Origin of the sequence: Xanthomonas sp. LMC-A-07 (assembly GCF_030208825.1) — a bacterium.
GTDB classification, from domain to species: Bacteria; Pseudomonadota; Gammaproteobacteria; order Xanthomonadales; family Xanthomonadaceae; genus Xanthomonas; species Xanthomonas campestris.
Genome location: NZ_JARVTF010000008.1, coordinates 444,401 through 468,458 on the forward strand (window position 1 = coordinate 444,401; position 24,058 = coordinate 468,458).

Annotated in this window: 21 protein-coding genes; 6 read left to right on the forward strand and 15 right to left on the reverse strand. The window is 66.1% G+C overall.

Annotated features, from left to right (window positions below; genetic code table 11):
- Positions 1 to 47 precede the first annotated feature (47 nt).
- The 4 genes from aceE to QRM89_RS09355 all read right to left on the reverse strand — a co-directional run bounded on the left by aceE (position 48) and on the right by QRM89_RS09355 (position 6,489).
- The gene (gene aceE, locus QRM89_RS09340; RefSeq protein ID WP_285447866.1) at positions 48 to 2,735 is read right to left on the reverse strand and encodes a pyruvate dehydrogenase (acetyl-transferring), homodimeric type; all 2,688 of its coding nucleotides are present in this window, start codon (positions 2,733 to 2,735) and stop codon (positions 48 to 50) included.
- A gap of 459 nt (positions 2,736 to 3,194) precedes the next feature.
- The gene (locus QRM89_RS09345) at positions 3,195 to 4,196 is read right to left on the reverse strand and encodes an arabinogalactan endo-1,4-beta-galactosidase (protein ID WP_042597207.1); all 1,002 of its coding nucleotides are present in this window, start codon (positions 4,194 to 4,196) and stop codon (positions 3,195 to 3,197) included.
- Positions 4,197 to 4,579: 383 nt separating this feature from the next.
- A complete protein-coding gene (locus QRM89_RS09350) occupies positions 4,580 to 5,893 on the reverse strand; it encodes an XVIPCD domain-containing protein (protein ID WP_285447867.1) in 1,314 nt (437 codons plus the stop codon).
- Positions 5,890 to 6,489, reverse strand: a complete 600-nt coding sequence (locus QRM89_RS09355; protein ID WP_285447968.1) for a hypothetical protein — start codon at positions 6,487 to 6,489, stop codon at positions 5,890 to 5,892. Before QRM89_RS09355 ends, QRM89_RS09350 begins: the two co-directional genes overlap by 4 nt.
- 297 nt (positions 6,490 to 6,786) lie before the next feature.
- Here QRM89_RS09355 and QRM89_RS09360 point away from each other — a divergent pair, with 297 nt between their 5' ends.
- From QRM89_RS09360 to QRM89_RS09375, 4 genes are all read left to right on the forward strand, one after another.
- Positions 6,787 to 8,736 carry a SpoIIE family protein phosphatase gene (locus tag QRM89_RS09360; protein WP_238152920.1) on the forward strand — a complete coding sequence of 650 codons (1,950 nt, stop codon included), beginning with the start codon at positions 6,787 to 6,789 and terminating at the stop codon, positions 8,734 to 8,736.
- Positions 8,737 to 9,168, forward strand: a complete 432-nt coding sequence (locus QRM89_RS09365) for an ATP-binding protein (RefSeq protein WP_011038704.1) — start codon at positions 8,737 to 8,739, stop codon at positions 9,166 to 9,168. It abuts the gene before it with no gap.
- Positions 9,165 to 9,584, forward strand: a complete 420-nt coding sequence (locus QRM89_RS09370; protein WP_285447868.1) for an STAS domain-containing protein — start codon at positions 9,165 to 9,167, stop codon at positions 9,582 to 9,584. The genes QRM89_RS09365 and QRM89_RS09370 overlap by 4 nt, the downstream gene beginning before the upstream one ends.
- Before the next feature lie 93 nt (positions 9,585 to 9,677).
- A complete protein-coding gene (locus QRM89_RS09375; protein ID WP_285447869.1) occupies positions 9,678 to 10,301 on the forward strand; it encodes an HAD family hydrolase in 624 nt (207 codons plus the stop codon).
- A 1,116-nt stretch (positions 10,302 to 11,417) separates the two neighbouring features.
- Here the strand turns inward: QRM89_RS09375 and QRM89_RS09380 are convergent.
- The 9 genes from QRM89_RS09380 to mdcA all read right to left on the reverse strand — a co-directional run bounded on the left by QRM89_RS09380 (position 11,418) and on the right by mdcA (position 20,464).
- Positions 11,418 to 12,137: a GntR family transcriptional regulator gene (locus tag QRM89_RS09380; protein WP_050911236.1), complete on the reverse strand. Its 720-nt coding sequence runs from the start codon at positions 12,135 to 12,137 to the stop codon at positions 11,418 to 11,420.
- A gap of 79 nt (positions 12,138 to 12,216) precedes the next feature.
- A complete protein-coding gene (locus QRM89_RS09385; protein WP_014509127.1) occupies positions 12,217 to 13,572 on the reverse strand; it encodes an SLC13 family permease in 1,356 nt (451 codons plus the stop codon).
- An 89-nt stretch (positions 13,573 to 13,661) separates the two neighbouring features.
- Entirely contained in the window at positions 13,662 to 14,582 is a 921-nt protein-coding gene (gene mdcH / locus QRM89_RS09390) for a malonate decarboxylase subunit epsilon (protein WP_285447870.1), read from the reverse strand.
- A gap of 163 nt (positions 14,583 to 14,745) precedes the next feature.
- Entirely contained in the window at positions 14,746 to 15,585 is an 840-nt protein-coding gene (gene mdcB, locus QRM89_RS09395; RefSeq protein ID WP_285447871.1) for a triphosphoribosyl-dephospho-CoA synthase MdcB, read from the reverse strand.
- A gap of 323 nt (positions 15,586 to 15,908) precedes the next feature.
- Positions 15,909 to 16,550, reverse strand: coding sequence for a malonate decarboxylase holo-[acyl-carrier-protein] synthase (gene mdcG, locus QRM89_RS09400; RefSeq protein ID WP_115541113.1), 642 nt, complete (start codon positions 16,548 to 16,550; stop codon positions 15,909 to 15,911).
- Positions 16,551 to 16,552: 2 nt separating this feature from the next.
- Positions 16,553 to 17,257: a biotin-independent malonate decarboxylase subunit gamma gene (gene mdcE / locus QRM89_RS09405; RefSeq protein ID WP_285447872.1), complete on the reverse strand. Its 705-nt coding sequence runs from the start codon at positions 17,255 to 17,257 to the stop codon at positions 16,553 to 16,555.
- A complete protein-coding gene (locus QRM89_RS09410) occupies positions 17,254 to 18,150 on the reverse strand; it encodes a biotin-independent malonate decarboxylase subunit beta (protein ID WP_176994153.1) in 897 nt (298 codons plus the stop codon). The genes mdcE and QRM89_RS09410 overlap by 4 nt, the downstream gene beginning before the upstream one ends.
- 340 nt (positions 18,151 to 18,490) lie before the next feature.
- Positions 18,491 to 18,808: a malonate decarboxylase acyl carrier protein gene (gene mdcC, locus QRM89_RS09415; RefSeq protein ID WP_040940535.1), complete on the reverse strand. Its 318-nt coding sequence runs from the start codon at positions 18,806 to 18,808 to the stop codon at positions 18,491 to 18,493.
- A 9-nt stretch (positions 18,809 to 18,817) separates the two neighbouring features.
- Positions 18,818 to 20,464 (reverse strand): malonate decarboxylase subunit alpha, encoded by a 1,647-nt coding sequence (gene mdcA / locus QRM89_RS09420; protein ID WP_285447873.1) that lies wholly within the window; start codon positions 20,462 to 20,464, stop codon positions 18,818 to 18,820.
- A gap of 197 nt (positions 20,465 to 20,661) precedes the next feature.
- Here mdcA and QRM89_RS09425 point away from each other — a divergent pair, with 197 nt between their 5' ends.
- Positions 20,662 to 21,195, forward strand: a complete 534-nt coding sequence (locus tag QRM89_RS09425) for a PadR family transcriptional regulator (RefSeq protein WP_285447874.1) — start codon at positions 20,662 to 20,664, stop codon at positions 21,193 to 21,195.
- Between the two features lie 112 nt (positions 21,196 to 21,307).
- The gene (locus tag QRM89_RS09430; protein ID WP_285447875.1) at positions 21,308 to 22,096 is read left to right on the forward strand and encodes a siderophore-interacting protein; all 789 of its coding nucleotides are present in this window, start codon (positions 21,308 to 21,310) and stop codon (positions 22,094 to 22,096) included.
- 426 nt (positions 22,097 to 22,522) lie between these two features.
- Here the strand turns inward: QRM89_RS09430 and QRM89_RS09435 are convergent, their stop codons facing one another.
- Positions 22,523 to 23,242 (reverse strand): YceI family protein, encoded by a 720-nt coding sequence (locus QRM89_RS09435; protein ID WP_103701458.1) that lies wholly within the window; start codon positions 23,240 to 23,242, stop codon positions 22,523 to 22,525.
- 90 nt (positions 23,243 to 23,332) lie between these two features.
- Positions 23,333 to 23,923 carry a malonic semialdehyde reductase gene (locus QRM89_RS09440; protein ID WP_011038689.1) on the reverse strand — a complete coding sequence of 197 codons (591 nt, stop codon included), beginning with the start codon at positions 23,921 to 23,923 and terminating at the stop codon, positions 23,333 to 23,335.
- Positions 23,924 to 24,058 lie beyond the last annotated feature (135 nt).

Consider the following 24,058-nt stretch of genomic DNA (forward strand, 5'->3'; position numbering starts at 1 on the left):
AAAAAGGGCGGCTATAAGCCGCCCTTTGTGGCCATCCGATTAGAGCCTCAAACCCCAACCGGATTCGCCTTCTCAGGATCAATCTTGTACTGCTTGATCGCCCGGGCCACATCCTTGCCCGTCATCTTCCCATCCTTCGCCAACGCGGCAATCGCCGCATGCGCGATGTAGTAGCGGTCCACCTCGAAGAACCGCCGCAGGTTCGCACGCGTATCCGAACGGCCGAAGCCATCGGTACCCAGCACGCTGTAGGTCATCGGGATGAAGGCGCGGATCTGATCGGCGAACAGGCGCACGTAGTCGGTGGCAGCGATGGCCGGGCCCTGGCGGCCTTCCAGCAGCTGGGTGACGTAGGGCTTGCGCTGTTCGGCTTCCGGGTGCAGACGGTTCCAACGTTCGGCGTCGAAGCCGTCGCGGCGCAGTTCGTTGAAGCTGGGGCAAGACCAGATGTCGGCGGTGACGCCGAAGTCCTTGTCCAGCAGCTCGGCTGCGGCAATGGCCTCACGCAGGATGGTGCCGCTGCCCAGCAGCTGCACGCGCAGCTCGCCCTTCTTGGGCTTGCCGGCGTCCTTGAGCAGGTACATGCCCTTGATGATGCCTTCCTGCGCACCGTCCGGCATGCCGGGGTGTGCGTAGTTTTCGTTCATCAGGGTGATGTAGTAGTACTCGTCGATCTGGTCTTCCATCATCGCCTTCATGCCGTGCTGCATGATGACGGTGACTTCGAAACCGAAGGTCGGGTCATAGCTACGCACGTTCGGAATGGAGCCGGCGATGACCTGGCTGAAGCCGTCTTCGTGCTGCAGGCCTTCACCGTTCAAGGTGGTGCGGCCGGCGGTGCCGCCGAGCAGGAAGCCACGCGTGCGCATGTCCGCTGCCTGCCAGGCGATGTCGCCCACGCGCTGGAAGCCGAACATGGAGTAGTAGATGTAGAACGGCAGCATCGGCACATCCGACACCGAGTAGCTGGTGCCGGCGGCCATCCACGAGGCGATGGCGCCCGGCTCGCTGATGCCCTGCTGCAGCACCTGGCCGGTCTGGTCCTCGCGGTAGTACATCAGCTGGTCGGCATCGACCGGCTTGTACTTCTGGCCGAACGGGGCATAGATGCCGATCTGGCGGAACATGCCTTCCATGCCGAAGGTGCGCGCCTCATCGGCCACGATCGGCACGATGCGCGGGCCCAGTTCCTTGTCGCGCAGGGCAATGTTGAGGCTCTGCACAAACGACATGGTGGTGGAATAGCTACGCTCGCCGCTGTCCTTGAGCAGGCGCTCGAACTTGTCGAGCGTGGGCGCCACGAACGACTTGCTGGCCTTGGGACGGCGCGACGGCAGGAAGCCGCCCAGCACGTTGCGGCGTTCCTTGAGGTACTGCACTTCCGGGGAGTCTTCGCCGGGGTGGTAGAACGGCACCTTGCCGTCTTCCAGCTGGGCGTCGGTGACCGGAATGTTGAAGCGGTCGCGGAAGTGCTTGACCGCCGCGTCGTCCAGCTTCTTGGTCTGGTGGGTGGGGTTGAGCGCCTCACCGGCCGAGCCCATGCCGTAGCCCTTGACGGTCTTGGCCAGGATCACGGTGGGCATGCCGGTGGTGTTCACGGCCTGGTTGTAGGCGGCGTACACCTTGTGCGGGTCGTGGCCGCCACGGTTGAGGCGCCAGATGTCGTCGTCGGACAGGCCGGCGACCATGGCTGCGGTCTCCGGGTACTTGCCGAAGAAGTTGGCGCGCGTGTAGGCGCCGCCGAAGGCCTTGCAGTTCTGGTATTCGCCGTCGACGGTTTCCATCATCAGCTTGCGCAGGACGCCGTCGGTGTCCTTGGCCAGCAGGGCATCCCAGTAACCGCCCCACAGCAGCTTGATGACATTCCAGCCGCCGCCACGGAACACGCCTTCCAGTTCCTGGATGATCTTGCCGTTGCCGCGCACCGGGCCGTCCAGGCGCTGCAGGTTGCAGTTGACCACGAAGATGAGGTTGTCCAGGCCTTCGCGGCCGGCCAGCGCGATGGCGCCGAGGGTTTCGGGCTCATCCGACTCGCCGTCGCCGATGAAGCACCACACCTTGCGGTCGGACTTCTCGATGAGGCCGCGGTTTTCCAGGTAGCGCATGAACTGCGCCTGGTAGATGGCGGCCAGCGGGCCCAGGCCCATCGACACGGTGGGGGTCTGCCAGAACTCGGGCATCAGCCACGGGTGCGGGTAGGACGAGATACCCTGGCCGTCCACTTCCATGCGGAAGTTGTCCAGCTGGGCTTCGCTGATGCGGCCTTCCAGGAAGGCGCGGGCGTAGATGCCCGGGGCGCTGTGGCCCTGGATGAACAGCAGGTCGCCCGGGTGCTGGTCGCTGGGCGCACGCCAGAAGTGGTTGAAGCCCACGTCGTAGAGCGTGGCGCTGGACGCGAACGAGGCGATGTGGCCGCCCAGGTCGCCCGGCTTGCGGTTGGCCCGCACGACGGTGGCCATGGCGTTCCAGCGGATGATCGAGCGGATCTTCCACTCCAGCGCAGAGTCGCCGGGGTTCTTGGCCTCGTTGGCCGGAGAGATGGTGTTGACGTACTCGGTGGTGGGCGAGAACGGCAGGTAAGCGCCGGCGCGGCGGGTCTGTTCGACCATGCCTTCCAGCAGCTGATGGGCGCGCTCCGGGCCTTCGACGTCGATGACGGCCTTGATCGATTCGAGCCACTCCTGGGTCTCGAGCGGGTTCGGATCGTTGTGCAGCACTTCGTTCAACCAGTTCATTAGCGCTCCCGGGGGGACACACCCCGCGGGTGTGTCGACATCGTGAATTCGTGAACCCCCAAGTGTACCGCACGCACCTGTTGCCATTCCTCGCTACGGGTGCGTATGGAATGGGACGGTGTTGTGCGGTGAATGCGTTGGTGGCGGATGCCACGCATGCGGCCGCTACTGGTGTACGACCAAAGGATAAGGGCCGCTGGCGGCGGAGTCGCCGCATGCCCCCCCTTCTCCCATCGGGAGAAGGTGCCCCGCAGGGGCGGATGAGGGTACGGGCGAAGCCTCGTGCAGTTGTAATTACACGAGGGCTTCGCCCCGTACCCTCACCCCAACCCCCCGCTGCGCGCCCCGGCCCGCGCTTGCGGCGCGGGCGCTCCAAGGCACGCGCGCCAGTGGCGCGCAAGCCGTGCCTTCTTGCCCCGAGGGGAGAGGGGCGGCGAATGGGCAAGCAAACGAGGCCGATCAGAACGCCTGCAGCGCTTCGGTGAGCCGGCCATTGTTGTCGACGGCGCCCATCGTGTAGCCCTGCCAGCCTGGGTAGGCGTTGGGTTCCCAATAGAAGATGCCGAGCATGCGTGAGCCGATGGCGTTGCTGCGGGTGATCAGGTTGCCGAGCATGGCGCGGGTGGTGGCGGCTTGCTGCCAGTCCATGCCGACTTCGGCCACGATCACGTCGCTGCCGTAGCGGGAGATCATGTCGCGCAGGTTGGTCTCCAGGCGGGCGTTGTAATCCTGCCAGCTGCCGACCGGCGGGTAATGCGACATGCCGATGACGTCCCACTTGCCGCCGGCCGAGCGCAGGTTGTCGAAGAACCAGCGGAAGTTGGCGTTGTCGTAGCCGTTGGCCAGATGCACGATGACCTTGGCGTTGGGATACACCGCCTTGGTGGCGTTGTAGCCGCTGTTGATGAACTGCCCGAGGTTGGCGAAGTTGGGCGTCTTGCCCTGGTCCCACAGCATGCCGCTGTTGATCTCGTTGCCCACCTGCACCCAGGTGACGGTGATGCCGTTGTCCTTGAGATATTTGAGGATGCCCTGGGTGTGGTTGTAGACGTCGGTGTTGAGCTGGGCCACTGAGTGACTAGCCCAGGCGGCCGGTTTGGTCTGCTTGCCCGGGTCGGCCCAACTGTCGCTGTAGTGGAAGTCGATCATGATGCGCATGCCCTGCGCGGCGGCGCGCTTGGCCTTGTCGAGGGTGTCGCGGCCATCGTTCCAGCCGCCTTGCGGGTTCACCCACACGCGCAGGCGGATGGCGTTGCCGCCCACGTCCTTGAACAGCTTGATGAAGTCGGTGGTCTTGCCCGATGCATCCTGAAACACCTGCGGCGGGTTGGCGGCGGCCTGCTGATTGATCCAGCTGACATCGGCGCCCTTGGCCAGCCCTTGCGCGCCCGCACCGGCGCTGACGATGCACAGCACCAGGATCAGCAGCAGACGGGTGTGACGCGTAGAAAACATCCTCATGAAACGCTCCCTTGATCGATGGATGACGCGCCAGGTGGCGCTGTACCGGATCCCCCCGATGTGCATGTCGTCGCGCGCACGTGCTGCCATTCCAGCTAGCCAGGTGCTACGACGAACCGCTGGCGATTCAAGCATGGCGATCCAGCGCGGTCGAGGTCGCTATAGGCGAACTGTGATTGCGGAATATCTCAGCGCGAGAAAACACCGCACTGGCGCACCTGCGCATTGGTTGCGGGCGGTTCTGTTGTGCGTGTGCAGCACAAACCCGGTGCATCCGTACGCAAACAGACAACGAAAACGCCGGCAAGCCGGCGTTGTGTCGAAGTGCTGGAGGTGGCGCGATACGAGGTAGCGCGCGCTACCCCAATGCAATCGCGGCGCACTCAGCCCATGGCGCGCGCGCCCTGCTGCTGTTGCTGGGTCTGCGTTTGCTGCTGTTCCAGCGCCACGGCCTGACGCGCGGAGTTCTCTGCCACACGCTGGCTGCTCTGCTCCAGCGGGGTGTTCATCGCGGTCATGGTGTCGACGCTGACGCGCAGCTGCGCCGGATCATCGGCACGGCCCTGCACCGCGAACGTGCGCGCCGCATCCGGACTCATCGCCACCGAATCGATGCGCTGGCCGCCAGCGGCATGCATCTCCGAGGCGAGCACGCCGGAGAGCTGCGCGCTTTGGTGATCGGGCGCACGGCCGGCACGCAGGTCCTGCGCATGCACGCCGCGCTGGGCGTCCTGAAACAGCGGGTTGCCAGCGTGGCCGGGCTGATCGATGCGCAACGAGGTGTGGTCGTTGCTGTGATCGCGCTTGGCGGGCTCGCCTGGGGCTAGCGGGCCGCGGACGGCATCGATGGCGTCCTGGCCCAGGCCACGCGCGCTGCGCGTGAGAATGGTCGTGCCGGTGCGTAGGCCATCCACATCATTGCGGTATTCGTCGATCATCCGCGCGTTCTTTTCAGCGAGCGGACGTGCGTTGGGATCGGTGAGCGCCGAGTGCTCGCCAAGGAAGTTACCCAGCTTGTGCGCGCCCAGCGAAGCGCCTGCCGCGACCAGTGGATAGTCGGGAACCAGAAAGTTGGCTTTGCTGTTGCTGTAGCCGGCGCCACCTAACGTAGCGATCTCATCGGGCTTGGCGTAAATGCGCACCTGCCCAAAATGTGGCGATGCTGCGCTAACTGGGTCGGAGGCCATGACGTGATTGACCACGCTGTTGCCGCCTTCCGGAATCCGGTAGCTCAGGCTTGCCGCGCCATACGAATTGAAGGTTTCTCCCTTGAGGTCGTAGTGGTGCGCGGAGATCTGTGCGAGCGCACCGCCGAGCGAGTGGCCGGTGACGGTCACTTCGGGTGCGTGTCCGGTTCGATTGCCAACGTCCTTCGCCATGGCCAACGCATTCTGGGTCAGTGCCAGCGCATCGGCGGCCTGCGGATTGGTCCGCGACGTCACCATGGTTGCGTCGGTGAGGATGTCGTTGACGTTGCCTTCGGTACCGCGATGCGCCACCACGATCTCACCGCTGCTCTCGCGGCGATAAATGGTGCCCTGATAGCCATTGGACTTGTTGTTGACGTGATCGAGCACGGCGTAGCGCTGTCCCTCGATCGTCACGATCTCTTCTTGCCCAGGCGCGCGCCGGCCTACTGCACGGTCCTTGTAAACATCCTCAGACAGACCGGCGTATTGCGGAGAAGGGATGCTCATGGCGCAACTTCCTTGGCGGCCAACGTGATGGTGAAGAGCTCGTTGCGGATATCAGCCTTGAATTTTTCCGGGCTGAGTTCGCCGGTGTCCGGGAAGCCCTTGGACTCCGAGCGCGGATACCCCTTGGACCAGTAGTACTTGGTTTGCGTTTGCTGCGCCGTCACCGTCTTGGCTTCGATAAACGACAAGAAGCGCGTCTCTTCTTCCGCACCAGTCGCCTTGAGCATCACGCTGGCTCCACTGAACTCCCAATGGCAGACGCCACGGCCGTAATAGTCTTCGTCCTGCATCAGGTCCAGGTACACCGTGCCGCGGTATTCGGTGTCGGACACCTTCTTCAGCGCGAAACCTTCCTGGCTGGTGATGCGCCCGGCGGTCCCGGTTTCCGGCTGGATCTTTCCGCATGCGTCTTCGTTGCTGACGTCGTACTGCGCCGCACCCTGGACAAGGCCAAAGGCGCCTGGGGCATTTTTCAGGGTAAGCGTGACTTCGACGGCCTTGCGCGGGTTGGGATTCAACTTGGCAAGGCCGCGGCCGCCCGCTTCGACGTCAGCTTCTGCGGCGGCCTCGGTGGCGGGGGATTGGGTCTGGGTCATGCTGGTCTCCGGGGCGCTACAGGCCGAAAGCAAAAGGGCCAGCAGGCTCGGGGTAAGAATCTGGCGCAAGGCCGGCCTCCATGGCGGTAGGGGGGCCAATCTAGTCCGCTTGAGCCCGCGAGGTCAATTTACCGCAGCTAAGCATGTGCCCGACGTGCGGCCATTGTGGGCGGCCGCAAAGCTGCGATGATCCTGGGCATCTGCCAGGGAGCGCATGCCATCACCACCGGCCCCATTCCACTTGTTGAGCGGGCTGCGGTCATCACCCCGCGCGTGCGCTGGCAGCGCAGCCTGCGCATGCGTGTGCTGCTGGCGGCCACCGGCGTGCTGGTGGTGTTGCTGGCGGTGCTGGGCACGCTGTTTTATCTGGGCGCCCGCGCAGAGCTGGTGGATGCCGCACGCAACGAGGTGGACGGGCTGACCGAGCAGACCGCGCGCAGCCTGGCGGCGATGCTGGATTCGGTGCAGGTGAGCGGGCGCACGCTGGCGGCGAGCAGCAGTGCGGTGGGGCTGCAGCCGTTCAATCTGCGGGCGTTGTTGCTGGCCACGCTCAGCGGCGACCCGGATACCGGTGCGGCGCGCCTGATCATTGCGCCCGGCACGCAGAAGGCCAACGACACCGGATTTGTCTGGTACGTGCGCCGCGATGGCACGCGCATGGTCGAGCATTCCGCGCAGGAACTGGGCTACGACTACCGACGCATGCCGTGGTACCTGCGCACCCAGCGTGAGGGGCGTGCGTGGTGGTCCGAGCCGTCCGTCAACAGCGCCGGTGGCGGCGAGTTGTACACCAGCTACAACCTGCCGTTGCGCCGGCCCGGCGATGCGCCCGATGCCGCGCCAGTGGGCATGGTGAGTGTGGATCTGCCGCTGCGGCATCTGCGCGAGATCATCGACCAGTTGCCGCGCGATATCGGCATCCAGCCGATGCTGTTGTCGCCGGAAGGCATGCTGGTGTTCAGCCCGGACCCGGCGCTCAACCTGCGCCGCACGCTGGCCTCGTACGTAGCCCGTTCGCGGCCGGATCTGGCGCCGTTGCTCAAGGCGGTGGCTGCCGGCCAGCCGATTTCGTTTTCGCATACCGCACCCGATGGCGAGCGCTTCCTCACCCATAGCGCAGCGGTGGGGCATAGCGGGTGGACGTTTGTGCTCTCGGCCTCCGAAGGCTATGTGTTGTCCGGCCTGAACTGGCTGGCGGCCTGGGTGGCCCTGGCGGCCTTGGTGGGTGCGTTGGTGTGGTGGTGGCTGATGCAGCGCATCACCCGCAAGTTGACGCGGCCGATCGAGGAACTGACCGATACCGCCGAGCATTTCCGTCGTGGCGAGTTCGAGTACCCGCTGCGGCATATCGAACGCGACGACGAAGTGGGCGTGATGGCGCGTGCGTTCGATAGCGCGCGCGGCGCGATCCGCGACCATATCGCCGAGATTGGCGAGATGACCGCCGCACGCGAACGCATGCAGAGCGAGCTGCAGATTGCGCGCGAAATCCAGCAGGCGATGCTGCCTTCCGGGCGCACCTTCGACCGTGCCAGTTCGCACCTGGAAACCTGCGCATGGCTGGAGCCAGCCAAGATGGTGGGCGGGGACTTCTACCACTTCGTGGAGACCGAACCGGGGCTGCTGTGGTTCGTGGTGGGCGATGTCTCCGACAAGGGCGTGCCGGCGGCCTTGTTCATGGCGCGCGCGGTGAGCGTGCTGGAGATTGCCGCGCGCCGCCACACGCGCCCGGACGGGATCTTGATCGCCGCCTCCACGCGGCTGGCCGAAAACAACGAGACCTGCATGTTCGCCACCGTGCTGTGCGGGTTGATCAACGTGGTGAGTGGTGACTATTGGCTGGCCAGTGCCGGGCACGAGCCGCCGCTGTTGATCGACCTGGACGGCCAGGCGCGGCCGCTGCCATTGGAAACCGGCGCGCCGCTCGGCATCGAGGTGCAGGACCATTACCCGGTGCTGCAGGGGCGTATGACGGCCGGGCAGACCTTGCTGGGCTACACCGACGGCGTGATCGAGGCGATGGACGAACACGGCGCCAGTTACGGGCTGCCGCGGCTGCTGGCGGCCATGCACCCGCGGCGCAGCGCGGCGGCGCAATGCAAGGCGTTGATCGCGGACATTGCCCGCTTCACCGGCCAGGCCGACCAATACGATGACATCACCCTGCTGGCGATCCGGCTGCGCCAGGAGCATGCTGGCACGGTCGACACCGCTGGCCGGGGGGATCCCGGGGAGGCCGGGACCTAAATGAAGCTCGATCTGGCCATCGCCCCGTCGCTGGCGCAGCTGGCCGGCGCCAACGACGTACTGGAAGACTCGCTGGCCCGTGAAGGCCTGCACGCCGAGCGCATCGGCCAGGTGCGGCTGATTGTGGAGGAGCTCGGTTGCAACGCGCTCACCCATGGCCAGTGCGCCGAGCAGCCGCTGCAGCTGTATCTGCAGCTGGACGCGCAGGCGCTGGTGCTGGAATTGCGCGACCCCGGCAGCGCATTCGACCCCTGCCAGGCCGGCACGCCGGAATTGGAGGCCGACCTGGAGGCCCGCCCCATCGGCGGTCTGGGCCTGTATCTGGTGCATCAGTTCGCCGATCACATCCACTACCACCGCGATGGCGCATACAACGTGGTGCGCATCACCCTGTTACAGCCGTACGCCCCCGTCCCCGAGGCATTGCCATGACCACGCTCGCCATTCAGATCGACCCGCCGCAAGACACCCGCCAACGCGTCATCCTCAGCGGGCGCCTGGACACCCACACCTCCCACGACCTGGACGAAGCGCTGTCGCCGCTGCTGGCCACCCCCATCACCACCCTGGTGCTGGACCTGGCCGACCTGGAGTACATCTCCAGCGCCGGCATCCGCAGCATCTTCAAGGCACGCAAGGCCCTGGCCACGCGGCACGGCAAGGTGCTGGTGGCGCATCCGCAGCCGCAGATCCGCAAGGTCTTCGACATGGTCAAGGCGGTGCCGTTGAGCGATGTGTTCGCCTCCACCGAAGAACTGGACGCGTACTTGTCCACCATGCAGCGCAAGGTGATCGAAGAACACGCTAACGGCGATGCGCCGATCGTGTCGCACTTCGCGAACGCCTGACGCCGTCGCCTGCGCGCACACGTGGGGACGTGTGTGCGTGCGGCGACCGTGTGCCGGCGCGTACGCTAGGGCGCCCGATACCCCTGCGTCGCAATGCCCGCACTGATCATTTTCGATTTCGACGGCACGTTGGCCGATTCGTTCGGGTTCTTCCTGAGCACCCAGCGCACCCTCGCCGCCCGTCACGGCTTCCGCGCCGCCGAAGCGCATGAAGTGGATGCCGCACGCCGGCTGACCACCCGCGAATTACTCAAACACTCGGGCCTACGCAGCTGGCGTGTGCCGCTGGTGGCCGCCGACTTCATCCGCCTGATGCGCGCCGCACCACCGCCCGCACTGTTCCCGGGCGTGGACGCGGCACTGCGCGCGCTCCACGCCAGCGGCACCCGGCTGGCCCTGGTGTCGTCCAACTCGGTGGAAAACGTGCAACGCGCCCTCGGCGCGGAGCTAAGCGCCCTGTTCGCCGTCTTTGAAGGCGGCGCCCACCTACTCGGCAAACACCGCGCCCTGCGCCGCGTGCTGCGCGCCACCGGCCACACCGCGTCACAAGCCATCTACGTCGGCGACCAAGTCGCCGACTGGGAAGCCGCACAGGTCCTCGGCCTGCCATTTGCTGCGGTTGCCTGGGGTTACGCCCACCCGGACGTTTTCATGCAACTGCCAAACACACACCTGATTGAAGAGGTTGAGGGGTTGCTTGCGTTGCCTGGGCGTTAGCGCGGCAACTGTTGCGTGGCCTGTCCTTTGGGCACGTTCTTCCGGGAAAGCCAAACGTGCTGGACGCATCTGCCTAAGACGCACTGATTGAACAGGTTGAGGGATCGCTTGCGTTGACTGGGCGTTAGTACTGCAGCCGCAGCCTCGTCTGTTGCTTGGGCGCCTTCTCGGGGGAAGAGCCAAACGTACTGACGCAACCGCCCAATACGCAACTGATTGAACATCTGGGCGGATTACTCGAATTGCTCGGGCCTATTGCAGCACGGCGCGCTCATCAACTTCGGGAACCTTCCCGAGAGGGGCCAGACGTACGACGCACCTCTCCACGTGCACCTGACGGCCACTGAGCTGGCTGCTAGCGTTGGCCAAGCGTAGTGCAGCGCCCGTACCCTCATCCGCCCTTCGGGCACCTTCTCCCGAGGGGAGAAGGGAGTGGTTTCCGTGTTCGTGCGGATCGCCTCTAGCCCACATCCACTCTGCCTCTGCAGATATTTTGAGCGTTGGCCTTTGCTCTGTCGTTGACCTTTGCTCTGTCGTTGACCTTTGCTCTGCGGTTGGCCTTTGCTCTGCGGTTGGCCTTCGCTCTGTCGTTGGCCTTTGCGCTGCCGTCTGCTTTTGCTTTGCCGTTGGCCTTGCTCTGCCGTTTGCTTCTGCTCCCTCCAAGTCGCCTTAAAGCAAGCCGAGCACCGCAGTCACGCGTGGCCGAAGAGGCGCCCTTGTCTGAGCGTAGCGAGTTTGGGCGCCGTGCCGCGCGTGGCGAGGAGCGCAGGGCACCGGTGCGGCTTCACCGCACCGGATTGCGTCGGCGACAGCGGTTTTGGTTCCTTTTGCCAAGACAAAAGGAACTCGCGCCGCAGGCGCGAAAGCTCTGCACTTGCCGTGCCGTGCACTTGCCCTGCCCTGCACCTGCACTTGCCCTGCCCTGCAATTGCCCTACCCTGCCCTGCACCTGCCCTGCACTTTGCCGTGCTATGCACGTTGTCGTGCTCCGCACTTAGCAATTGCACCGCACCGCACTCAGCACACCCCGAAATACCGCCCAAGAATTCGCTACAGCGAAACAGGCACACGCCGCTGCACCCTCACCCCACCTCAAAACAGCAGAACGAAAACCCCCTAAACCCCACCCGACCGCGGCAACGGCGCAGGCACATTCAACATCCCCCCCGCCGCCACATACGCCGCCAACGCCTGTCCCTGACTCAACAAATGCGTGTGCATGGTCCGCTCGGCACCGTCCGCATCGCCGCGCCGCACGCACTCCATCAACTCCCGATGCTCGGCCAACGACTGCGCCATGCGCCCGGGCGTGAGCAATTGCCTGCCGCGGTGCATCTTGAGAATGCGGTGCAGATCGTGGGTGACGCGGATCAACCACGGATTGCCCGCGTAGTGCTGCACGGTTTCGTGGATCAGATAATTGTTGCGGTAATACTCCGCAAGGTCGCCTGCGGCAGAGGCCGCTTCCATCGCCGCATGCAGTTCCTCCAGCCGCTGCACGCCGGCCGCGTCGATGCGCTTGACCGCGTCGTGGGCGCAGCGGCCCTCCAGCATCGCCATCACCGGGAATAGCTGATTGAGGTCTTCCAGCGACAAGCGCGTGACCCGGCTGCCACGGCCGGCGTCCAGCTGCACCAGGCCTTCGGCCGCCAACAGCTTGAGGCTTTCGCGCAGCGGGGTGCGGCTGATGCCCAGTTCCTCGGCCAGGGCGGGTTCGTCGATCCATTCGCCCGGTGGCAGCACGTAGTCGTAGATCTTCTGGCGCAGGCGCTCGGCCACTTCCTCGTAGAGCGGTACGCGCTTCTTGGTCGTGCGCGAATCGGGGGCGAGGGTCATGGCGGGAACATCGTCGTGGCAGGGAAGAGGGCGCCCATTCTACGGGCGCGCCCCCCTGCCCTGCCGGCGGCATGCCGGCTCACAGCCAACCCGGCACCACGAACAGCAGCCACGCCACCAGCGGGCCGAGCACCACCACCAGGCCGCTATAGACCAGGAAACGGCGGAACAGCGCGTCGCGCTCTTCCTTGGCGGCCGAGGCCACCACCAGCGCGCCGTTGGTGGAAAACGGGCTGACATCGACGATGGTGGACGACACCGCCAATGCGCAGATCACCCCGGCCGCGCCCAGATGCCCTTGCATCAGGAACGGTACCGCCAGCGGAATGGTGGCACCGAGCACCGCCGCCGACGAGGCAAACGCCGACACGATGCCGCCCACGTAGCAGACCAGCAACGCGCCCAGCAGTGGCATGCCGATGTGCGAGACGCCGGTGCCGATGTAGTCCACCGCGCCGGCCTTTTCCAGCACTGCCACATAGGTCACCACGCCGCTGATCAACAACACCGTGGACCAGCTGATGCCATCTACCGCGCCTTTCTGCGCGCTGGGCGAAATCAGCGCCAGTGCCACCGCAACTGTGATCGACACCAGGCCGACGTTGAGGTTGTAGACCAGCGCAGCCACGCCCAGCCCGAGCAAGCCGACCAGGGTGATCACGCGGTCGCGGGTGATGGCCACCGCTTCCAGCGCAAGCGGGTTGGTCGACAAGGTGCCGCCGCCGGCCGCCACCAACGCACCGTGGCCTTCGATGGCGAACGGCCGCTTGGAGGCCTGGTCGTCGGCTACCGGCACGTACTGCGCATCGGCCAGCGACAGCTCGTTGCGGCGCATCAACTGCAGACCACCAAAGGCGCAGAAGCAGATGATCGCCATCATCAGGTTGAAGCCCAGGCTGGTGAGGAATACGGCCATCTCGGTGACATCGAGCCCGGCCTTTTCCACCACCTTGTTGGTGATGCCGCCATACACGCTGATGGGCGAAAACCCGCCGCCCTGCGCGCCGTGGATCACCAGCAAGCCCATCATCAAGGGATTGATGCGGTACTGCTTGGCAAAGCGCAGTGCCACCGGGCCGATGATGGCCACCGCCGCCGGCCCCAACGCACCAAACGCGGTGAGCAGGCCGGTGATGAGGAACATCACCCACGGAATGGCCACGATGCGCCCCCGCACTGCGCGGACTGCCCAGTGCACCAGCAGATCGATGGTGCCGTTCTTCTGCGCGATGGCGAACAGATAGGTGATGCCGACCAGGGTGAGGAACAGATCGCCCGGGAAGCCGGCCAGGACCTCCTTGCCGTCCAGCCCCACCCACACGCCACCGATGATGAAGGCCAGCGCGAACGCCACCGCACCCATGTTGATGGGCAATGCGGTGGCCACGATGAACATGATCACCAAGCCAAGAATCGTTGCAATTTGCGGGGTCATGCGCCCTCCCAGACACCTGATACGCGTACAGCACGGATGGCCGCCCGCCACCCCAGGGTTACTACCTGTGCACCACGGTCAACCGCACCTCACGCCACACGCTCGCAGGCGGCGCTCACCCACTCGGCGGCACCGTCCAGGCTGTGGAAATCTTCCACCGAGCGCGCTTCGCACGCGGGCAGAAGCTCACGCGCCATGCGTGCCAGCGCGCTGCCCGGGCCAAGTTCGAGAAACACCCGCGCGCCACGTTCGGCGGCCTGCACCAGCACGTCATGCCAGCGCACGGTGCGCGCGATCTGCGCAGACAGGCTGCTCACCACCGCCTGTGGCGTGGTGACGGCACGCGCATCGATGCCGGCGAGCACGCGTTGCATTGGCGCACGCACGGCGCTGTCGTGCAGCACCGCGGCGAAGGCATCGGCGGCCGGCTGCAGCCAGTGCGTATGCGCGGGCACGCTGACCGGCAAGTGGGAGACGCGGGCCCCGCGCGCGGCGGCGTCGTTGCTCAGTGCGGCCAGCGCACTGCGCGGCCCGCCGAGTACGGCATGGTCGTCGCCGTTGATGATTGCCACGGCCGCGCCATGGCTCTGGCAGAGCGCGTCCAAGGCGGTGATCGACAGGCCGACCACGGCCATCAGGCCGGCGTCTGCCGGGCTGGCGGCATCCATCACCCGTGCGCGGGTGGCCGCGAGGTGCAGGCAGGTGGGGATATCGATGCTGCCGGCTACAGCGTGCGCAGCAAGCTCGCCCACGCTGTAGCCGAGCACCAGCGTTGGCGTGGGCAACTGCGTACGCAACGCCTGCCAGTGCGCCAACGTGCCGGCGCAGACCAGCGGTTGCGCGATGGCGTTGTCGAAGCGATGTGGATCGGCAGCGAGTGCGATGGGATTGGCGCCAAGCACGTTGGCAGCGGTGGCGATCACGTCGGACGCCGCAGGCAGCTGCGCGATGCGCGCGAACATGCCGGCGTGTTGGCCGCCCTGCCCCGGGCACAGGATGGCGAGGCTCATGCGCGGACTCGCGATGCGCGCGGCTGTTGGGTGCCGCGCGCGCCGTCGTGGCGGCGTACGCGCTGGCCATTGCCGCGCAGGCGGTGCTGTTTGCCCTGCAGACCTGCCGCGCATGCAGCCGGCACGCTTGAAAGCTGTGCTGCCAGCAGTGCGGTGCGCATGCTTACAGCGCCTCCTGCGCATGCAGAAACCACGCACAGGCCAGCAGGTCGGCGCTGCCGCCTGGGCTCAGCCGGCGCGCGACGAATCCATCACCGATGTGCGCCAGCTGCGCACGCCAGCCCGCCTGTGCAATGCCGCCGGCCGCCAGGAACGCGCGCGCCTGCTGTTGCGCATGTGCCAAGCCGGCCTGGCCGCCACGATGCAGCAGATTGAGATCGTCCGCCTCGGCGATGAGCTGCATCAACGTCTGCGCCAAGGCCGCCTCACGCGATGCGCCACTAGCCATCGCAGCGCGCAGCGCCGGCAATGCCACATTGCGTAGCAGCGGGTAACCGGCTGCGGCCTGCTCGCGCACGCCGGCCACGCGGTACTGCGCACGCATGCGTTGGCCGTGACTTTGGGAATCCAGCGGTGCAGCCTGCAGCGCGGCGCTCCACGCCTGCACCGCGCAACACACATGCTCGCCGCTGGGCTGGCGCCCATGCACCGCACGCAGGCGCGCTGCCTGTGCAGTGAGCAGGCCGAGGCTGAAGATGGCGCCACGGTGGGTGTTGATGCCGCCGGTGGCACGCGCCATCGCGGCCTCGGCAGCGATGCCGAGCTGGCGCAGGTGCTCGAATGGCGCCTGCGCAATTCCGGCCTGCGCGATGGCGACAAAATAGCCGCGCAACGCAAACAGGCTGCGCAGGAAGGTGGACGCATCCATATCGGTATGACTGCCTGCATCGAACGGCGTGACCAGACCCGGCTTGGGCGCGCAGGCCAGCTCGGCGTGCAGTGCGCATACCGCAAGGCGACCCAGGCGGTGGGCCAGGGGCGATGCAGTTGCTGCAGATGGCACGCCCGCGCGGGTGTTCGCTGCAGTGTCATTGACAGCGCTTGCGTGTGGAACGTCGCGCGGTCTTTCGCCTGTAGACACTGGAACTTGCCGAGGCGCCGCATCGGCATGGAGTGCCTGCATAACGCGATTCGGCAGCGTGCTGCTGCTTGAAGTGTCAGGCTCTGATGCTAGGCCGGTAGTGACCGAGGACATACGAGCGCATTCCATATCGATAGCGCACGCTGTTTCGGGCGTGTTACCGGGCATGCCCGTGGCGCTCAGGCGCGCTCCTACGGGGGCTGCGGTGATGCCCCGCGATGCAGGGTGATGTGCTGCACGCATATTCATGCCGCGCACCGCTCTGGAAACAGCGCGGTGCGCGGCAGCAACCGGCATCCGTCGTTGCGCTTCACCAGCACCTGCTGCGCGTCGCCGGCATATTCGCGCCAGTTCACCGCGTTGCCGTCGGGCAGCAGCAGTTCGCCATCGGCACGTCGTGCCGTGGTGTGTTCCCATTGCTGCAGCAGCGTGACCACCGCGTGCGCCTGCGTTGGCGTGTCCAGTGTCCACAGCAGATCCACGTCCGAAGCGGCATGCACATACGGCAGCCCGGTCACTGCCTGAAACGCAAAGCTGCCGAAGACGCGCGGCTGCATGCCGATGGCTGCGGCCTGCGCCTGCAATGCGTGCAGCGCGCCTTGCCATTGCGGTGGCGCCTGCGAGATGACCTCGGGCAAGGTCAGCGCAGGCACGCTGCGGGCGATGTCGCTCACTTGCGCGCATAAGGCAATGCGCTGTTTGCCTTCCGCGGGTGGCAAGGGCACGCCCAGCCGCACCTGGCCGGGCTGCTCAGCGCCATCGCGGCGTGCAACCACCGCCGGAAATCCCGCTGCAAACCAGGCCTGCAGCCGCGGCTGTGCTCCAGGCGTGAGCGCCTGCCACGGCGCATCTGCCCGTAACCACACCAGGGCGTGGCGGCCGGCCATGCTCAGGCCTCGCCCGCTGCCACGGCGGCGCTGACATCGCGCGCCAGCGTGCGGCCACCGCGCTCGGCACCGAGCGTCCGCCGCTGATCACCGGTGCCGGGCGTTGCCAGGGCGTCGAGCAAGGCTTGCGCCAGGTCGCCGTCCCACAGAGATTCCACCGCGCCCATACGCACGTAATTTTCGACGCCGGGCGCAAACACCGGCGAACTTTTGCTCAAGGCCTGCAAAGTGTCCACGGTCTGCTTGGTCACGCGCGCCATCGCACGCAGATCCATCACGCGGACATGCGCATCCGGCAAGGCATGGATGTGGTCGGCCATCAAGCCGAACGACAGAAACCCGCCACTCACCGATTCGCCGTACACCAGCGTCACCAGCCGTGCGCCGCGTGCACGCGCCAGATCGAGCGACTTAGCCAGATGCGCGAAATAGCCATTGATGCCGAGCAATTCGTCACGCCGTGCCAGCCGTTGCCCGGCGGTGTCGGCCAGCATCACGATCGGCCGCTGCGGATGCGTGCGCGTGCTGGCCAACACCGTGGCAGCCAGGGCGAGCGCATGGTCCACACCGACCTCCAGCTTGTTGGCGGTGCCGATCACGGTGACCTCGCCGGCTGCGGTGGTGGCGCTGCCGGTCAGCACATCGTCGTTGCAGGCGATGGCGTGGCCCAGCGGAAACAGCTGGTCGAATAACGCGCTCAGGGTCATGGCGTGCTCCGGTCGGCGGTGGCCGCGAGGAAGGCGTCGGTGTCCAGCAGCGGCAAGCGCTCCGGGTCGGCAATGCCCTGGCGGCGCCAGATCTCCACCCCGTCGCGGCAATCGCCATACGCGGTGATGCGCGCCGCCAGCGCGTGGTGTTCGCGCTCCAGTGCCTGCAACGCGGCATCGCCCTGTGGTTCGGCCAGTGTGTCCAGCGTGGTGGCCGCGGCGTCTGCAAACGCGGCAATGCGGTCGGGCACCAGCGTCTGTGCATCGCCAATCAAATAGCGGTGCTTTCCACCGGTGACGCGCCATACCAACGCACGATCGCGTGCGTCGAATTCTTCCACGCCACGCACGGTTTCGATCACGTCCGGCCCGGACAACGACAGCCGCCCTTCTTCGGACATGATCACCGCACTGCAGCAGCGCGCCACGATGCCCATGCCGCCGAAGGCGCCATTGCCGCTGCCGATCAGCGCCAGCACCGGCACGCCGGCCGCGCGGGCACCCAGGGTGGCGCGCATGATTTCGGAGATGGCGATCAAGCCTGCATTGGCTTCGTGCAGGCGCACTCCGCCGGTGTCGAGCAACAGCACCACCGCATCGGGCATGGTGGCCGCCGCGCGTTCCAGCAAGCCGGTGAGTTTGGCGCCATGCACTTCGCCAACACCACCGCCCATGAAGGCGCCTTGCTGGGCGGCGATGAGCACGTGGCGTCCGCGCAGGCGTCCTTCGCCGACCACGATGCCGTCGTCGAATGCGCCGGGGGTATCGAGTTGCGCCAGGTGCGGGCTGATCAGGCGGCGACGTGGGCCGACGAATTCAGTGAAGCTGCCGGCGTCCAGCAGCCCGTCGATGCGCTCGCGCGCGTCGGCTTCGTAGTAGCTGCGCTCGGCCATGGGAACGGTGGTGCTCATGCGCGGCTCCGGATGGCGTGTGTAGGCAAGTGGCTGGGCGCGATTGAGGTGTTGTTACTGGTAATGCCCATCGCGCGCGAGCGCGCTCCTACGGTGCTGATGCATTGGCTGATGACTGCTTGTGTAGGAGCGCACTTGTGCGCGATCGAGGCATTACCGGTAACGCCCATCGCGCGCGAGCGCGCTCCTACGGTGCTGATGCGTTGGCCGGGGACTGCTTGCGTAGGAGCGCACTTGTGCGCGATCGAGGCCTTACCGGTAACGCCTCTCGCGCGCAGGCGCGCTCCTACGAGGTCATGGGTGTGTGCGGGATCGTGGCGGCTCATGCGTCGGCTCCTTGCAGCACGTCGATGGCCTGCTCCAGACGCAGGCTCACCACCGCCGGCGTAGCGCCCACATCGTTGATGCTGATGCGCACGTCCTGCAGCGGGTGACGTGCGGCGAAATCGTCCAGCACCGCTTGCCAAATCTCACCGAAGCCGCGTGCGGCGGTGACGATTTCGATCTCCATCGCGCCGCCCAGCGGCACGCGCTCGACCAGCACTTCCAGATTGCCGGAGGCAACCACGCCGACCAGGGCGTGATCGAGCCCGGTGCGTGCGCCGTTGCGGCCATCGAAGCGATAACGCAGGGTTTCCATGCACTACCCCTACCAGTTGCGAAAACGTTTCGGCGGGTCGTACAACCCACCGGACCAGCGCACCAGGTCCTTGACCGTGCGCGCGGCAAGCAGATCGCGCGTGGCATCGCGCGGGCGGATGCCCAGATCGTCGGGACGCTTGATGACCCCGCGGTCGCGCAGGTTTTCCACCATGCGCTTGTCCCGGCCCAGGCCGACCGCGGTGTAACCGGACACGCCGCGGATTGCCTGCTCGCGTTCTTCCGGCGTGCGGCACAGCAGCAGGTTGGCGATGCCCTCTTCGGTGAGCACATGGCTGACGTCGTCGCCGTAGATCATTACCGGCGGCAGCGGCAGGTTGGCGCGCTCGGCCAGCTCCCACGCATCGAGCTTGTCGACGAAGGCCGGCGCCATGTGCTCGCGAAAGGTTTCCACCATCTGCACCACCAGCTTGCGCCCGCGCGGCATTTCGCCCGGCCGTGCGGCTTCACGGCCGGCCTTGAGCCAGGCGGCGCTGGCATGGCGGCGGCCACGCGCATCTGAACCCATATTCGGCGCACCCCCGAAGCCGGCGATGCGATCGCGCGTGGCGGTGGAACTGTTGCCCTGCAAATCGATCTGCAAGGTGGAACCGATAAACATGTCGCACGCATATAAACCCGCAGTCTGCGAGAGCGCGCGGTTGGAACGCATGCTGCCGTCGGCACCGGTGAAGAACACATCCGGGCGCGCAGCGATGTACTTCTCCATGCCCAGTTCCGAGCCGAACGAATGCACCGATTGCACGAAGCCCGATTCAATCGCCGGGATCAGCGCCGGATGCGGATTCAGCGCCCAATGCCTGCAGATTTTGCCCTTCAGCCCTAGCGACTCGGCGTAGGTGGGCAGCAGCAATTCGATGGCAGCGGTATCGAAACCGATGCCGTGATTGAGCCGGTCCACACCGTATTCGGCGTAGATGCCCTTGATGGCCATCATTGCCATCAGCACCTGGATCTCGGAGATCTGCGCCGGGTCGCGGGTGAACAGCGGTTCGATGTAATTGGGCTTGGGCGCGTGGGTGACGAAGTCCACCCAATCGGCCGGGATGTCTACGCGCGGCAGCGTGTCCAGGATTTCGTTGACCTGCGCGATGACGATGCCGCCCTTGAATGCGGTGGCCTCCACGATCACCGGCGTGTCTTCTGTGTTGGGGCCGGTGTAGAGATTGCCGTGGCGGTCGGCCGCCTGTGCGGTGACCAGCGCGATGCGCGGGGTGAGGTCGATGAAATAGCGGCCGAACAGTTCCAGGTAGGTGTGGATGGCGCCGATCTCGATGCGCCCTTCGCTTACCAGCCCGGCCAGGCGCGCGGCCTGCGGGCCGGAGAACGAGAAATCCAGACGCTTGGCGATGCCGCGTTCGAACACGTCCAGGTGCGCGGGCAGCGACAGCACCGACTGCACCATGTGCAGGTCGTGCACGCGCGCCGGGTCCACCTCGGTGAGGCAGCGCGCCAGGAAATCGGCCTGCTTCTGGTTATTGCCTTCCAGGCAGACGCGGTCGCCCGGCTCGATCACCGCTTCCAGCAGCGCCACCACATCGTCGGCGGCCACCACCCGCCCGCGGGGCGCGAGCGCGGCGGCGCGCTGCAGGCGCTGGCGGCGGCTCTCGGCCTGGATGTCCCACTGTCGACTCATCGCGTACGCCTCACTGGGCCGAGCCCGTAATGTCGAAGTAATTACATCATAATTATGCAGACCTTCCCTGTCTAGCGGCGCTGCAGCATCCAGCTGCGCCGAGCAGTTTCCGTGCCGTGCAAGTCAGCTGGGCGACAGCTGCGCACTTGCTGCAGCCCGCATTTCGATATATCGTTTCGAAAAATTCGATATATCGAATGCAAGCTCCTTCCGACCCCATCGCCGCGTCAGATTTCGACACTCCCGCCGGGCGCGCCCGGCGAGCTGGCACCGCGCGCCCGCTTGGCCATGGCGACCTGCGTCTGCTGTTGCTGGCGCTGATCGAGCAGCAGCCGCGCCATGGGTACGAGCTGATGCGCCAGATCGCCCAGCTGTTCAAGGGGCTGTATACGCCCAGCGCCGGCACGATTTACCCGGCGCTGGCGCAGTTGGAAACCGACGGTTGGGTGCTCACCGACCAGGACCACGGGCGCAAGCGTTACCAGATCACCGAAGCCGGCCGCGGCCACGCCAGTGCGCACCGCGATGCGCTGGACGCCGCCCTGGCACGCACGCACCGCCGCGCGCGCGACCTGATCAAGGCACAGACGCCGGCGCCGATCCGCGACGCCATCCACCGCATCAAACACGGCCTGTTCGCCCGGCATGGGCAATGGACCGAGGCCGAAACCGCGCGCATTGCCGCGCTGCTCAACGCCGCCGCCGACGGCATGGAGCCAGGCGACACCTGAGCCTGCGCACCGCGCTTGTACCGTGACATTGGCCCGCCGCCGCCAGCCTGACCGCGCCGATGCGCCCCTCCCCCGCCACGTGCTGCGTGGCCTTCCCCAGGAATTGCACTCCATGGCTGTCCACACCAATACCCAAGTTCGCCGCGACCCCCGCCTGCGCTCCGTACAGGTACTGCGCTGCGAAACGATCACCCCGCAGATGCGCCGCATCGTGTTTGGCGGCAGCGAGTTGGCCGGCTTCCAGAGCGATGCCCCGGACAACCACGTCAAACTGTTCTTTCCCAATGCCGACGGCGCCTTCGTGCTGCCGACAATGACGGCCGAAGGCCCGCGCTACGACGCGGGCGCCGTGCCCTCGCCCGGCCGCGACTACACGCCGCGCTATTTCGACCCGCAGAGTAGCGAATTGAGCATCGATTTCGTGCTGCATGGCGATGGCGTGGCCTCCAGCTGGGCGGCACAGGCGCAGCCCGGCGATGACTTGAAAATCGGCGGCCCACGCGGCTCGTTCCTGGTGGCCGACGACTACGACCACTACGTGCTGCTCGGCGACGAAACCGCGTTGCCCGCAATCGGCCGCTGGCTGGAAGCCATGCCGGCCGACATGCACGCGGAGGTCTACATCGAAATTGCCGACGCGGCCGAGCGCCAGGAGCTGCTCAGCGCTGCCGACGTGGACATCTACTGGCTGGAGCGCAACGGCTTCGACGCTGCGACGAGCACGCTGCTGGAAGACAGCCTGCGCGACTACGAACCGCACGACGGCGACACGTTCTACTGGATCGGCGCCGAATCGATGCGCGCGCGGGCAATGCGCAAGTTCCTGGAAGAGCACCTGCAGGTGGACAAGGAGTCGGTGCGTGCGAAGGGCTATTGGAAGGCGAATCCGGCTGGGGAGTGAGGCGTTGGTGCGTGGTTTACGGCGTGCGTGGTGTGTGGTGTTGGGCTGAGGGTGGAGCCCTCGCGGCCTAGGCCGCTCCTACAAAAGCTGATTGGTCGTGCGTGGTGTTTGGGCTGATGGTGAAGCCCTCGCGGCCTGGGCCGCTCCTACAAGAGCTGATTGGTCGTGCGTGGTGCTGGGGCTGAGGGTGGAGCCCTCGCGGCCTGGGCCGCTCCTACAAGAGCTGATTGGTCGTGCGTAGTTTTAGGCTGACGGTGAAGCCCTCGCGGCCAAGGCCGCTCCTACACGAGCTGAGCGGTTGTGGTTCACCGCATCACTGCATGGCGCCGGTCACGCGCACAAACAAAAAGCCCGCCAATTGGCGGGCTTTTTGTATTCCACACATCGGTGCGACTGCGCGCACCGGTGCGTCGGCAGCGCGACGAATTACTTCGCGGCAGCGTCGCCGGCCTTGGCCTGCAGGGCCTCGGTGGTGATGCGGATCTTGACCTCGTCGCTGACGTTGGGCGCGTACTGGCCAACGCCGAAATCGCTGCGCTTGATCGTGGTGGTGGCGTCGAAACCAGCGGCCGGCACCTTCTTCATCGGGTGCTCGCCGGCACCGTTGAGGGTGACGTCCAGCACGACCGGCTTGGTCTGGTCCTTGATGGTCAGATCGCCGGTGACGGTCAGCTTGTTGGTGCCGGCCGACTCGACCTTGGTGCTCTTGAAGGTGGCGCTCGGGAACTTGGCCGCGTCGAAGAAATCACCGCTCTTCAGGTGTTCGTCGAACTTGGCGGTGAAGCTGTTCAAGCCGGACAGCGGCAGGGTCACCTGCACGGTCGACTTGGTCACGTCGGCCGCGTCGTACACCAGGGTGCCGTCGACATTGCCGAAGTGCGCGGTGGGGTTGGAGAAGCCGAAGTGGCTCCACTGCGCCAGCACGTCGGTATGGGTCGGGTCCAGCGTGTAGGTGCCGGAGGCCACCTGCACGGCCGGCGCGGTCGACGCATCGGCAGCCGGTGCGGGCGCAGCAGCGGCGTCGGCCGGGGCGGTGGCGGCCGGGGTTTCGGCAGCCGGCGCGGCAGCGTTGTCGGCCGGCTTCGAGCAGGCAGCGATGGCCAGGGTCAGGGCGAGCGGCAGCAACAGCTTATGGGTGGTCTTCATTGAAACTCCTTGAGATGGGTGAGCGCGCCGAGGCGACGCGATGGGACAGGGGCAGACGGACGAGGACTGCGGGAAACAGCGACCGCGCGCTTAAGCGATGCGAGCGGCTTCGTCGAAACTCAGGCGCGGCAGGCGCGGGAACAGCCCGGCCGGGTCACCGTACCCGAGATTGACCAGAAAGTTGGATTTAATCGGCGTGCCGGCAAAGAACGCGGCGTCCACCTTGGCATTGTCGAAGCCGGACATCGGGCCGGCATCCAGGCCCAGCGCACGCGCGGCCAGGATCAGGTACGCGCCCTGCAGCGAGCTGTTGCGGAATGCGGACTCGGTGCGCGCCGTACGCGGGCCGTCGAACCAGCTCTTGGCATCGGCATGCGGGAACAGGTACGGCAGCTTCTCGTGGAAGTCTTCGTCAAACCCAATGATCGCCGTCACCGGTGCGGCCAGGGTCTTGGCGGCGTTGCCTTCGGACAATGCCGGCTTGAGCTTTTCCTTGCCCTCGGCGGTGGTCACGAACACGAACCGCGCCGGCGAGCCATTGGCCGCGGTGGGGCCCCACTTGACCAGGTCATAGAGCTCGCGCAACAGGTCTTCGCTGACCGGCGTATCGAGGAAGGCGTTTTGCGTGCGAGCGGTGCGAAACAGCTGATCCAGCGCGGCAGCGTTGAGCAGGTCGGACATGGAGACTCCGGGAGACAGTGGGATGGCGACAGTAGGGTGCAGCAACGGCGCCAGTGTGAAGACCCGCAGTGTAGAGTGGTGCGATTGCTGGAACACACGCTCAATCTGAAACAAATCTATGTCGGATCTGAAACG

Coding starts and splice junctions, on each gene's coding strand:
- QRM89_RS09370 (WP_285447868.1), top strand. CDS start 9,165: ATGACCACGCTCGCCATTCAGATCGACCCGCCGCAAGACACCCGCCAA.
- QRM89_RS09385 (WP_014509127.1), bottom strand. CDS start 13,572: ATGACCCCGCAAATTGCAACGATTCTTGGCTTGGTGATCATGTTCATC.
- mdcC (WP_040940535.1), bottom strand. CDS start 18,808: ATGGAAACCCTGCGTTATCGCTTCGATGGCCGCAACGGCGCACGCACC.
- QRM89_RS09375 (WP_285447869.1), top strand. CDS start 9,678: ATGCCCGCACTGATCATTTTCGATTTCGACGGCACGTTGGCCGATTCG.
- mdcE (WP_285447872.1), bottom strand. CDS start 17,257: ATGACCCTGAGCGCGTTATTCGACCAGCTGTTTCCGCTGGGCCACGCC.
- QRM89_RS09380 (WP_050911236.1), bottom strand. CDS start 12,137: ATGACCCTCGCCCCCGATTCGCGCACGACCAAGAAGCGCGTACCGCTC.
- QRM89_RS09425 (WP_285447874.1), top strand. CDS start 20,662: ATGCAAGCTCCTTCCGACCCCATCGCCGCGTCAGATTTCGACACTCCC.
- mdcG (WP_115541113.1), bottom strand. CDS start 16,550: ATGGCCGGCCGCCACGCCCTGGTGTGGTTACGGGCAGATGCGCCGTGG.
- QRM89_RS09365 (WP_011038704.1), top strand. CDS start 8,737: ATGAAGCTCGATCTGGCCATCGCCCCGTCGCTGGCGCAGCTGGCCGGC.
- QRM89_RS09355 (WP_285447968.1), bottom strand. CDS start 6,489: ATGACCCAGACCCAATCCCCCGCCACCGAGGCCGCCGCAGAAGCTGAC.
- QRM89_RS09440 (WP_011038689.1), bottom strand. CDS start 23,923: ATGTCCGACCTGCTCAACGCTGCCGCGCTGGATCAGCTGTTTCGCACC.
- QRM89_RS09435 (WP_103701458.1), bottom strand. CDS start 23,242: ATGAAGACCACCCATAAGCTGTTGCTGCCGCTCGCCCTGACCCTGGCC.
- QRM89_RS09345 (WP_042597207.1), bottom strand. CDS start 4,196: ATGAGGATGTTTTCTACGCGTCACACCCGTCTGCTGCTGATCCTGGTG.
- mdcH (WP_285447870.1), bottom strand. CDS start 14,582: ATGAGCCTCGCCATCCTGTGCCCGGGGCAGGGCGGCCAACACGCCGGC.
- QRM89_RS09410 (WP_176994153.1), bottom strand. CDS start 18,150: ATGGCCGAGCGCAGCTACTACGAAGCCGACGCGCGCGAGCGCATCGAC.
- QRM89_RS09430 (WP_285447875.1), top strand. CDS start 21,308: ATGGCTGTCCACACCAATACCCAAGTTCGCCGCGACCCCCGCCTGCGC.
- mdcA (WP_285447873.1), bottom strand. CDS start 20,464: ATGAGTCGACAGTGGGACATCCAGGCCGAGAGCCGCCGCCAGCGCCTG.
- aceE (WP_285447866.1), bottom strand. CDS start 2,735: ATGAACTGGTTGAACGAAGTGCTGCACAACGATCCGAACCCGCTCGAG.
- QRM89_RS09360 (WP_238152920.1), top strand. CDS start 6,787: ATGCGTGTGCTGCTGGCGGCCACCGGCGTGCTGGTGGTGTTGCTGGCG.
- QRM89_RS09350 (WP_285447867.1), bottom strand. CDS start 5,893: ATGAGCATCCCTTCTCCGCAATACGCCGGTCTGTCTGAGGATGTTTAC.